This is a genomic window from Streptomyces olivochromogenes (assembly GCF_021538895.1).
In the GTDB taxonomy this organism is placed as follows: domain Bacteria; phylum Actinomycetota; class Actinomycetes; order Streptomycetales; family Streptomycetaceae; genus Streptomyces; species Streptomyces olivochromogenes_A.
The window spans coordinates 1-10,540 of record NZ_JADDRL010000188.1 but is presented as its reverse complement, the minus strand read 5'-3'; the positions used below and the strand labels follow the sequence as shown (position 1 = coordinate 10,540).

The following is a 10,540-nucleotide window of genomic DNA, read 5'->3' as shown; positions in this document are numbered from 1 at the left end:
CTGGTCGGCGGGGCGCGCGTCGGCGGTCATGCCCGCGAAGGGTACCGATATCGCAGGAGTAGTGCCAGACAATTGATGATTACGGCGACCGTGAGCGCCCAAAACAACGAAATCCGTACGCGCACCGTCACCTCACGCCACCCGCCCCAGCTCCCCCGGATCGACCGCGTACGCCAACTCGCCCCCGCCCACCAGCCGTTCGGCCTCCTCCACGACGGTCAGGCCGAGCCGGGCCATCTCATTGCCCTGAGAACCGGCGAGATGAGGGGTGAGGAAGGCGTTGGGCAGGTCGTAGAGCGGGGAGTCGGCGGGCAGCGGTTCGGGGTCGGTGACGTCGAGGACGGCGCTCAGGCGTCCGGCGCGGAGCTCCCCGACGAGGGCGTCGTGGTCGACCAGGGCGCCGCGCGCGGTGTTGATCAGGACGGATCCGGCGGGCATCAGCGCCAGCTCGCGGGCGCCGAGGAGGTGCCGGGTCTCGGGGGTCTGCGGGGCGTGCAGGCTGACGATGTCGCAGGTGCGCAGCAGCTCGTCGAGGGCCAGCAGCGGTACGCCCAGCCGGGTGGCCTCCGCCTCGTCGACGTACGGGTCGGTGAGGCTCACCCGCAGGTCGTGGGGGCGCAGCAGCTCGATCAGGCGGCGGCCGACGCGGGAGGCGCCGACGAGGCCGACGCGGCGGCCGTAGTTGCCGACGCCGGGGAGCAGGTCGCCGTGGGGGAAGGCCCGGTCGGCGCGGAGCCGGTCGCGGAGGGCGAAGGTGTCCTTCCCGGCCAGCAGGATCATCGCGAGGGTGTACTCGGCGACGGGCAGCGCGTTGGCGGCGGCGGCCGAGGAGACCGCGATCCCGCGCCGCCAGACCTCGGGCGTGGTGAAGCCCTTGACCGAGCCGGCCGCGTGCAGCACGGCGCGCAGGGCGGGGGCCGCGTCCAGGACGGGCGTGTCGAGACGGGGGCAGCCCCAGCCGGTGATCAGGATCTCGGTGCGGGCGAGCGCCTCCCGTACCCGTGCGTCGGTGAAGTCCTCGGCCACCAGCGCGGGATCGATGTCCACGCGGGCGCGCAGCCGCGCGAGTACGTCCGGCGGAAAGACGCGCGGCACGTTCCGGGACGTCATGGCGAACAGGGCGCGGGGACGCTCGGTCAAGGACGTGACCTTCCGGGTGGGTGGGGCGACACGCGGGGGAAAACGCTCTCTACGGGCTCTCCACGGTAGATCGCGGCGAATGAGAGGGTCAACGGAGAGGCATTCTCGGGAAGGGACGACAGGGATGACGCAGACGGTCACCAACTGGGCGCGCAACATCACCTACACGGCCCAGGAGTTCGGGCGCCCCGACACGCTCGACGCGCTCCGCGCCCTGGTGGCCGGGAGCGCGCGGGTACGGGTGCTGGGCAGCGGCCACTCCTTCAACCGGATCGCCGACCCGGGCGACGACGGCCTGCTGCTGTCGATCGCCGGCCTGCCGCCGGTCGTCGACGTGGACACCACGGCCCGTACGGTACGGGTCTCGGGCGGCGTCCGGTACGCCGAACTCGCCCGTGCCGTCGACGCGCACGGCCTGGCCCTGCCCGCCATGGCGTCCCTGCCGCACATCTCGGTGGCCGGCTCGGTGGCGACCGGCACCCATGGCTCGGGCGTCGGCAACCGCCCGCTCGCCGCGGCCGTGCGGGAGGTGGAGCTGGTGACCGCGGACGGCTCGACGGTGACCGTCGCCCGGGGCGACGCCCGGTTCGACGGCGCCGTGACCTCCCTCGGCGCGCTCGGTGTGGTCACCGCGCTCACCCTCGACCTGGAGCCGTCGTACCGGGTCGAGCAGTACGTGTTCACCGGTCTGCCCCTGGCCGGGCTGGACTTCGGGGCGGTGATGGCGGCGGCGTACAGCGTGAGCCTGTTCACCGACTGGCGGGAGCCGGGCTTCGGGCAGGTGTGGCTGAAGCGGCGCACCGACCGGCCGCTCGCGCACTTCCCGTGGGCCACGCCGGCGACCCGGGCGCTGCACCCGGTGCCGGGGATGCCCGCCGGCAACTGCACCGAGCAGCTCGGGGTGCCGGGGCCCTGGCACGAGCGGCTGCCGCACTTCCGTGCGGAGTTCACACCGAGCAGCGGCGACGAGCTCCAGTCGGAGTACCTGCTGCCCCGGTCGGCCGCATCCGACGCGCTGCACGCCCTCGCCGGTGTCCGGGAGACGGTCTCCCCCGTCCTGCGGATCTGCGAGGTGCGCGCCGTCGCCGCAGACGAGCAGTGGCTCAGTCCGGCCCACGGGCGCGACTCGGTCGCGCTCCACTTCACCTGGATCGAGGACACGCAGGCGGTGCTGCCGGTGGTGCGCCGGGTCGAGGAGGCGCTGGACGCCTTCGCGTCGCGGCCGCACTGGGGCAAGGTGTTCACCGTGCCGCCGAAGGTGGTCCGCGGACGGTATCCACGCCTGGCGGACTTCCGCGCGCTGGCCCAACAACTCGACCCCCGTGGCAAGTTCACCAACTCCTTCGTGCAGGATGTGCTGGATGACTGACTTTGCACAGCCCCTTTCCTAACCCCTTGTCGAAAGTCCCCCGCAGCGCCTAGCCTGGCGCGGCGCCGGTGCCGACACGTCCGCCCCGGCCTGGCCCGGACGGCATGGGAGGGGCAGCCGCGTGAAGCGCACATCACGTGACATCCGCACCGCGAACCGCTACGAGGTGCTGCGCCAGATCATCGCCGAGTCGCCCACCTCCCGGCAGCAGCTGGCCGCCACCACCGGGCTGAGCCTGGCCACGGTCGCCACGCTCGTCGGCGAGCTGCTCGACCTGCGGATGCTCACCGAGGTCGGCTTCGAGGACTCGGCCGGCGGCCGCCCCCGGGGGCTGGTGGCCGTCAACGCCTCGGGCGGCGCCCTGATCGGTGTCGATATCGCGGAGACGTACGTCCATGTCGAGTTGTTCGACCTCGCGTTGAACGTCCTGGCCCGCGCCGACGAGGACCTGCGGCCCGGCGAGAGCCGTCCGGAGCAGGTGGTCGGCCATGTGGCCGCGGCCGTCGGCTCGGTGGTCGCGCGGGCGGGGGTCGAGGCGGCCCGGGTGCTCGGCGTCGGGGTGAGCGTGCCCGGCCAGGTGGACCGCGACGAGGGCGTCTCCGTGTACGCGCCCAACTGGGACTGGCACGACGTGCCGTTGCTCGACCTGCTCGCCGAGCACATCGCCCATCCGCTGTATCTGGACAATCCGCTGCGGGCCTGCGCGGTGGCCGAGTTGTGGTTCGGGGCCGCTCGCGGGCGCGGGGACGCCGTGGTGGTGAACCTCGGCACCGGCGTCGGCGCCGGGCTCGCGCTCGGCGGGGGGCTGCACCGGGGCGTCAGCAACAGCGCGGGCGAGTGGGGCCACACCACGCTCGTCCTGGACGGACGGCTGTGCCACTGCGGCAACCACGGCTGCGTGGAAACGTATGTGGGCGCGCCCGGCATCATGCAGAACCTGCGCGAACTCAGCGCGCAGAGCACGCTGTTGCACCCCGGGGACCAGACGGCCACCATCGACGCCCTGGCCCGCGCGGTCGCCGCGCAGGACCCGGTGGCGGTCAAGGTGGTCCGCGACACCGCCCGTTACCTGGGTGCCGGGATCTCCGACCTGATCAACCTCCTCAACCCCGAAGTGGTCGTGCTCAGCAGCTGGGTCGCGGCCAGGCTCGGCGAGCCGCTGCTCGGCGAGGTGCGCGCGGCCGTCGCCCGGCACGCGCTGCGGCGGCCGCTGGCCGCCACCGAGATCGTCCTCTCCCCCATCCCCACCGACCCGGTGTCCCTGGGCGCGGCGACGTTCGCGCTGGAGGGCGCCCTGCAGTCGGTGGGCCACAGGACAGGCGCCAAGCGCACCACCCACGCAAGGAGCCGTACCGCACCGCCTTCATGACGACGGAAGGGATGCACGTGACTCACCCCCGCTCCACGACACCCCGCACCAGGAGAACGGCCCTTCTGGCAGCCGCGGCCGCGCTCGCCGTGGCCGGGCCCCTGGTGTCCGCCCCGCCCTCCTCGGCCGCCTCCCCCGAGGCCGCCGAAGTCTCCCCGCACGCCGCCCAGACCATCGACGACATCGGCGCCTCCGGTGCCTGGTGGGTCAACGACCTGCGGCACTTCGACCCCAAGGTCCAGGCCCGGGTGGCCCGACTCCTGTTCTCCGCCGAGGGCCTGGACCTGAGCGCGTACCGCTACAACATCGGCGGCGGCGGAGCCGGCGTGACCTACGCGCCGCGCGCCCCCGAGGACTTCCTCAAGGACGACGGCTCCTACGACTGGAGCAAGGACGAGGCCGGCCGTACGTTCCTGTACGCCGCCGCGAAGTACGGCGTCGAGGACCTGATCGGCTTCGTCAACAGCGCGCCCGCCGGGTGGACGACCAACGGCAAGAGCTGCGGCGGCCACCTGAAGGCCGAGAACGAGCGGGACTTCGCGAAGTACGTGGCCGACGTCACCGACCACTTCGCCCGCCAGGGCGTCCGGCTCGACTACATCAGCCCGTTCAACGAGCCGACGAACAGCTTCGACTCCTGCGGCCAGGAGGGCATGCTCGTCGACCCGTCCCAGCGCGACGACATCGTGCGCGCGCTGGGCGCCGAGCAGCGGGCCCGGCACCAGCGGACCTCGATCATCGCCGACGAGTCGACCAGCACGGTCAGGTTCAACTCCGAGGTCCCGCAGTGGATCTCGCAGCCGGACACCGCCCAGTACGTCGCCAGGCTCGCCCACCACACCTACGACAACCCGAGCGACGCCGACCGGGCGAAGGTCCACGAGACCGCGCGGGCGGCGGGCAAACGGTCCTGGTCGACGGAGATCTGCTGCTTCGGCAAGGGCGGCACCGGCTGGGCGCAGGAGTACGACCCGACGATCGACGGCGGGCTGAACCTCTCCCGCATCGTCTACAAGGACTTCGCGACGGCGCACGACTCGGCGTTCCAGTGGTGGGTCGCGCTGTCGGAGATGTCCGGCAGCGACCCGCTCGCGCGCAACGACGACGGCTGGAACGACGGCCTGATCTACTACGACCCGAACTACGCCAAGAACGGCAACCAGACCCTGTACTTCACCAAGCGCTACTACGCGCTCGGCCAGTACAGCAAGTTCGTGCAACCGGGCGCGGTCGCGCACAACGTGACGGGCGCGCCGGACGGCGTGGAGGTGTCGACGTACGACCGGAACGGCACCTGGGTGGTCGTGGTGAACAATCACAACACCACCGACACGGCGTTGAACCTGCACTTCAACGGCGAGTCGCCGGTGCGGGCGGCCAGGGCGGTGCGCACCTCGGCCGACGAGAGCTGGGCGGACGTCGCGAAACCCGCCGTGCGTGGCGGTACGGTCGCGGCGACGCTCGCGGCCCGTTCGATCACGACCTACGTCTTCGACCAGAAGGGGCACGGGAGTTCCGCGTTGACCGGCGCGCTGGTGGGCAGGCAGTCGGGCAAGTGCCTGACCGCCGACGCCGCGGGCGCGGCCATCGCCTCGTGCACGGGAGCGGCCGGGCAGTCGTGGTCGTACGACGCCCGGGGCACGCTCAAGGGCGCCAACGGCTATCTGACCGAGGGGAGTTCGGGTCCGACCGCGACGACCGTCGCGACCGGCGACGGCACCCAGCGCTGGCTGCTGAACTCCAACGGGCAGATCGTCAACGAGGCCTCGGGGCGGTGCCTGGACGTCAGCGGGGAGGCGACCGCGGACGGCAGCAGGGTGATCCTCTACAGCTGCGACGGCGGTGGCAACGAGGCCTGGACCAGACAGTAGTCACCCAAGACCGGTATCAAGGGCTGAGCTAGGAGACCGATGTCCTTCCGCACGACCTCTCCCACTCCCGACTACGTCGAGGACGTCTCACCGGGCAACGGGGCGCTGCCACCCCGGGCCTGGTACGCCTCCTCCGACGCCGCGTCCCTCTCCCTGAACGGCGACTGGCGCTTCAGGCTGTCGCGGACGGCCGACGCGCAGGACGACTCCTTCGCCGAGGAGGGATACGACGCCGGCGCGTGGGACGAGGTCCGCGTCCCCGGCCACTGGGTCCTCCAGGGCGAGGGCCGGTTCGGATCCCCGATCTACACCAACCACCTCTACCCCTTCCCCGTCGACCCGCCCCGCGTCCCTACCGAGAACCCGACCGGCGACCATCTGCGCGTCTTCGGCCTGCCCTCCGACTGGCCGGCGGACGGGGGCGCGGTGCTGCGGTTCGACGGCGTGGAGTCCTGCGCCCGCGTCTGGCTGAACGGCACGGACATCGGGGAGTTCAAGGGGTCCCGGCTACCGCACGAGTTCGCGGTCGGGCACCTGCTGAAGCCGGCCGGCAACGTCCTCGCCGTCCGCGTCCACCAGTGGTCGGCGGGCTCGTACCTGGAGGACCAGGACCAGTGGTGGCTGCCCGGCATCTTCCGTGACGTCACCCTGCTGCACCGTCCGGCGGGCAGCGCCCTGGACTTCTTCGTGCACGCCTCCTACGACCACGTCACGGGCGAGGGCACCCTGCGCGTCGACTCCGACACGGACGGCCGGGTGACCGTGCCGGACCTGGGCATCGACCTCGCGACCGGCGAGACGGCGACGGTCGCGGTGCGGCCGTGGACGGCCGAGACGCCGCGCCTGTACGACGGGGTGCTGGCCACCGAGGGCGAGCGGGTGCCGCTGCGCATCGGTTTCCGGACGGTCGAGCTGGCCGACGGCCTGATCAAGGTCAACGGCAGGCCCGTCCTCCTCAAGGGCGTCAACCGGCACGAATGGCACCCGCAGCGGGGCCGCGCCCTCGATCTGGAGACCATGCGCGAGGACGTGCTGCTGATGAAGCGGCACAACATCAACGCGGTACGCACCTCCCACTATCCGCCGCACCCCGCCTTCCTCGACCTGTGCGACGAGTACGGTCTGTGGGTCGTCGACGAGTGCGACCTGGAGACCCACGGCTTCACCGAGCAGGCCTGGCGGGACAACCCGGTCGACGACGAGCGTTGGACTCCGGCCCTGCTCGACCGTGCCGCCCGCATGGTCGAACGCGACAAGAACCACCCCTCGGTCGTCATGTGGTCGCTCGGCAACGAGGCGGGCACCGGCCGCGGTCTGACCGCGATGGCCGAGTGGATCCACGACCGCGACCCGTCCCGGCTCGTGCACTACGAGAGCGACATCAACTGCCGTGACACGGACGTGTATTCACGGATGTACGCCGGCCACGCCGAGGTCGAACGGATCGGCCGCGGTCTGGACGGCGGCCCGCACGGGCGCCGTGAACTCCCCTTCATCCTGTGCGAGTACGGGCACGCCATGGGCAACGGCCCCGGCGGACTCGCCGACTACCAGCGCATCTTCGAGTCCCACGAGCGGCTCCAGGGTGGCTTCGTCTGGGAGTGGATCGACCACGGCATCAAGGACGAGCGGTACGGCTTCGCGTACGGCGGCGACTTCGGCGAGGAGCTGCACGACGGCAACTTCGTCTGCGACGGTCTGCTGTTCCCGGACCGGCGTCCGTCCCCGGGGCTCGTCGAGTACAAGAAGGTGATCGAGCCGGTCAGGATCGAGGGGGACGGCGCTGACGGCACCGTGCGCGTCACCAACCGGCACGACTTCGCCGATCTGTCCGCGCTGACCTTCGAGTGGTCGTACCAGCTGGACGGCGAGACGGTCGATTCGGGTGCCCTGGCGGTCCCCGCGCTGGCCCCCGGCGAGTCGGCCGACGTGAAGCTGCCGCAGCCGCCGGCGGCCCCGGGCGGAGCCGAGACGCACGGCACGGTACGGGCGCTGGCCGCCGACGGAACCGCGTGGGCGCCGAAGGACCATGTGGTCGCCTGGGGCCAGTTCCCGGTGTCGGCACGGCAGGTGCCGTCGGTCGCCGCGAGCGACGGGCCCGTACCCGGCGAGGGGCTGATCACCCTGGGACCGGCCTCCTTCGACGCCCGCACCGGCGCGCTGCGCACCATCGGCGGCGTGGCCGTCACCGGGCTGCGCCTGGACGTGTGGCGGGCCACCACCGACAACGACGACGGGGCCGCCTGGCAGTCCGACGCCCGCCACGGACTGCTGTGGCGCAAGGTGGGCCTGCACCGCATGCGGCACCGCCTCGACTCCGTGGAGCCGGCCGACGACGCGCTGACGGTACGCACCCGGGTGGCCCCGGCGGCCCGGGAGCTGGGGCTGTCCACGGTGTACCGCTGGACCTCGGACGGAAGCCGTCTCCGGCTGACCGTGTCGGTGCGTCCGGCGGGCCACTGGACGGTGCCGCTGCCGCGGCTCGGCATCCGCTTCGGACTGTCGGCCGCCGACCGGGTGCGGTGGTTCGGCGGCGGCCCGGGTGAAGCGTATCCGGACACCAGGACGGCGTCGGTGCTCGGCCGTTGGCAGTCGACCGTCGACGACCTGCAGACGCCGTACGTCCGTCCCCAGGAGAACGGCGCCCGCGCCGACGTCCGCTGGGCGGAGCTCGGCGGACTGCGGATCGAGGGAGACCCGGAGTTCTGGTTCACCGCCCGCCGCTGGACCACCGAGCAACTGGACGCCGCCGCCCACCTCACCGACCTGGCACCGTCCGACACGGTGTGGGTCAACCTCGACCACGGCCAGCACGGCATCGGCTCACAGTCCTGCGGCCCGGGCCCACTGCCCCAGTACCACCTGCGGGCCGAGCCCACGGAGTTCTCGTTCGTCTTCTCGGAAACCGGCTGACCTACACCGTTCCTGACGACCCCGCGGCCGGGCACCCCCCTAGGCACCCTAGGAAATTAACTAGGTACCCTAGGTTCGGGTACTCGGCGAGCGGGTGCCCGGACAGGAGGTGTCGTATGGCCCGCGCGGGGCTCACCGCCGACCGGCTGGTCGCGGCGGCCGCCGAACTCGCGGACGAGGTCGGCTTCGAGAACGTGACCCTGTCCGCGCTGGCCCGCCGCTTCGGCGTGAAGGACGCGAGCCTGTACTCGCATGTGCGGAACCTGCGGGACCTGCGCACCCGGCTCGCGCTGTTCGCGGGCGCCGAGTTGATCGACCGGATCGCGGAGGCGGTGGCCGGGCGGGCCGGAAAGGACGCGCTGGCCGCCTTCGCGGGCGCCTACCGCGCGTACGCCCTGGAGCGTCCGGGCCGCTACGCGGCCACCCAGATCCGCATCGACCAGGAACTGATCGCCGACTCCCCCGAGTTGCGCCGCACCGCCGACCTCACCTACGGCATGCTGCGCGGCTACGGCCTCGACGAACCCGACCTCACCGACGCGGTACGCCTGCTGCGCAGCACCTTCCACGGCTACTGCGCCCTGGAGTCCGCCGGCGGCTTCGGCGCCGCCCGTGACGTACAGGCCTCCTGGGACCGGGCGATCGACGCGCTGCACGTCGCGCTCACCCACTGGCCGAAGGAGCGGAAGACCGATGGCTGAGCCCTGCCACGACGTCACGGGCAGCGGGCCCGTCCTCCTCGTCCTGCCGGGCGGCGCCGGGCATCCCATGGGCCTCAGCCCGATGGTGGAGCGCCTCGCGGAACGCTTCACGGTCGTGACGTACGACCCTCTCGGCCTCGCCCACGGACGGCTCGGCCTGCCCGTGCCGGACCAGCGGGTGGCGGACTGGAGCGACGGCGCCCAGCGGGTGCTGGAGGCGGTCCTGCCGCCGGGCGAGTCGGCGTACGTCTTCGGCACGAGCTCCGGCGGCATCACGGCCCTCGACCTGCTGGCCCGGCACCCGCTTCGGCTGCGGCACGTGGTCGCCCACGAGCCGCCGTGTGTGACCCTGTTGTCGGACGGCGTGCGGCAACGGGCCGATCTCATCTCGCAGTTGGAGCGGCATGCGCCGTCCGGGGAGGGTGTCCCGAGCAGCCCCATGGCCGTCTTCGTCGCCCATGTCCTGCGCCCCTTCACCGCCTACACCCCGGACCGCCCGCTCTCCTCCGCCCGTCTCACGGTGGCCGCCGGCTCCGACTCGTGCGGTCAGGTCCTGTACCGGACCGCCGAGTTGGTCGCCGAGCGGGTCGCAAGCCCCTTCGTCGAGTTTCCCGGCGGGCACCTCGGCACCCTGGAACACCCCGTGGAATTCGCCGACCGTCTCGCGGAGACGCTGGTTCCGGAAGCACCCCAGGGGCACCGCTGACCACTTAGACTGGAAGCTTCGCGAAGGTCACGTGCGACCCCGGGGGAGGGAGCGCGCCTTGTCCCAACAGCAGCTCGGACGCGGACCCTTGAGGTCCGACGGCGCGAACCCGGCGCCCCCCGACGACCGCGACTCACCCCCGGCCCGTTTCGTCGGCTGGCTCGGCAGCCTCGGTTGCGCGGCTGCCGGATACGGCGTCTTCCAGGCCCTGTTCGGGATACTGCCCGACTCCCTCGGCGGAACCCCGGCCAAGTGGCTGGTCTCCCTGGTCAGCGGGGTCGGCACGGCCCTCGCGGCCTGGCTGGCGGCGGCGCTGCTGCGGACGCGGTCCGCGGGACCCACCCGGGTCGTCGCCGTGCCCGTCCGCGTGGCGACCGCCGACCCGGGTCCGCTGCCCGGGGTGTTCGCCGCCACCTACGAGGCGCTGGCCGACCAGGTGACCGTGGTCGACGACCCGGTCCGCGGCCGGCT

At 72.4% G+C, this 10,540-nt stretch carries 7 protein-coding genes and 1 pseudogene; 7 read left to right on the top strand and 1 reads right to left on the bottom strand.

Annotated elements, in window-relative coordinates:
• Nucleotides 1–132: 132 nt before the first annotated feature.
• Complete coding sequence (locus IPZ69_RS44560; protein WP_235460624.1) at nt 133–1,140, bottom strand: hydroxyacid dehydrogenase; 1,008 nt, start codon at nt 1,138–1,140, stop codon at nt 133–135.
• 124 nt (nt 1,141–1,264) lie between these two features.
• On the opposite strand from IPZ69_RS44560, the gene IPZ69_RS44555 reads away from it, so the two are divergent.
• The 7 genes and pseudogenes from IPZ69_RS44555 to IPZ69_RS44525 form a co-directional block, all read left to right on the top strand.
• On the top strand, nt 1,265–2,509 hold the full coding sequence (locus IPZ69_RS44555; RefSeq protein WP_235460623.1) for an FAD-binding protein: 1,245 nt from the start codon (nt 1,265–1,267) through the stop codon (nt 2,507–2,509).
• Nucleotides 2,510–2,630: 121 nt separating this feature from the next.
• A complete protein-coding gene (locus IPZ69_RS44550) occupies nt 2,631–3,878 on the top strand; it encodes an ROK family protein (RefSeq protein ID WP_235460622.1) in 1,248 nt (415 codons plus the stop codon).
• An 11-nt stretch (nt 3,879–3,889) separates the two neighbouring features.
• A complete protein-coding gene (locus tag IPZ69_RS44545; protein ID WP_235460621.1) occupies nt 3,890–5,749 on the top strand; it encodes a glycoside hydrolase in 1,860 nt (619 codons plus the stop codon).
• 39 nt (nt 5,750–5,788) lie between these two features.
• Nucleotides 5,789–8,662 (top strand): glycoside hydrolase family 2 TIM barrel-domain containing protein, encoded by a 2,874-nt coding sequence (locus IPZ69_RS44540; RefSeq protein WP_235460620.1) that lies wholly within the window; start codon nt 5,789–5,791, stop codon nt 8,660–8,662.
• A 116-nt stretch (nt 8,663–8,778) separates the two neighbouring features.
• Nucleotides 8,779–9,363: a TetR/AcrR family transcriptional regulator gene (locus IPZ69_RS44535; protein WP_235460619.1), complete on the top strand. Its 585-nt coding sequence runs from the start codon at nt 8,779–8,781 to the stop codon at nt 9,361–9,363.
• Nucleotides 9,356–10,069 (top strand): alpha/beta fold hydrolase, encoded by a 714-nt coding sequence (locus tag IPZ69_RS44530; protein WP_235460618.1) that lies wholly within the window; start codon nt 9,356–9,358, stop codon nt 10,067–10,069. Before IPZ69_RS44535 ends, IPZ69_RS44530 begins: the two co-directional genes overlap by 8 nt.
• Nucleotides 10,070–10,127: 58 nt before the next feature.
• Nucleotides 10,128–10,540, top strand: a pseudogene (locus IPZ69_RS44525) (hypothetical protein); the annotation flags it as partial.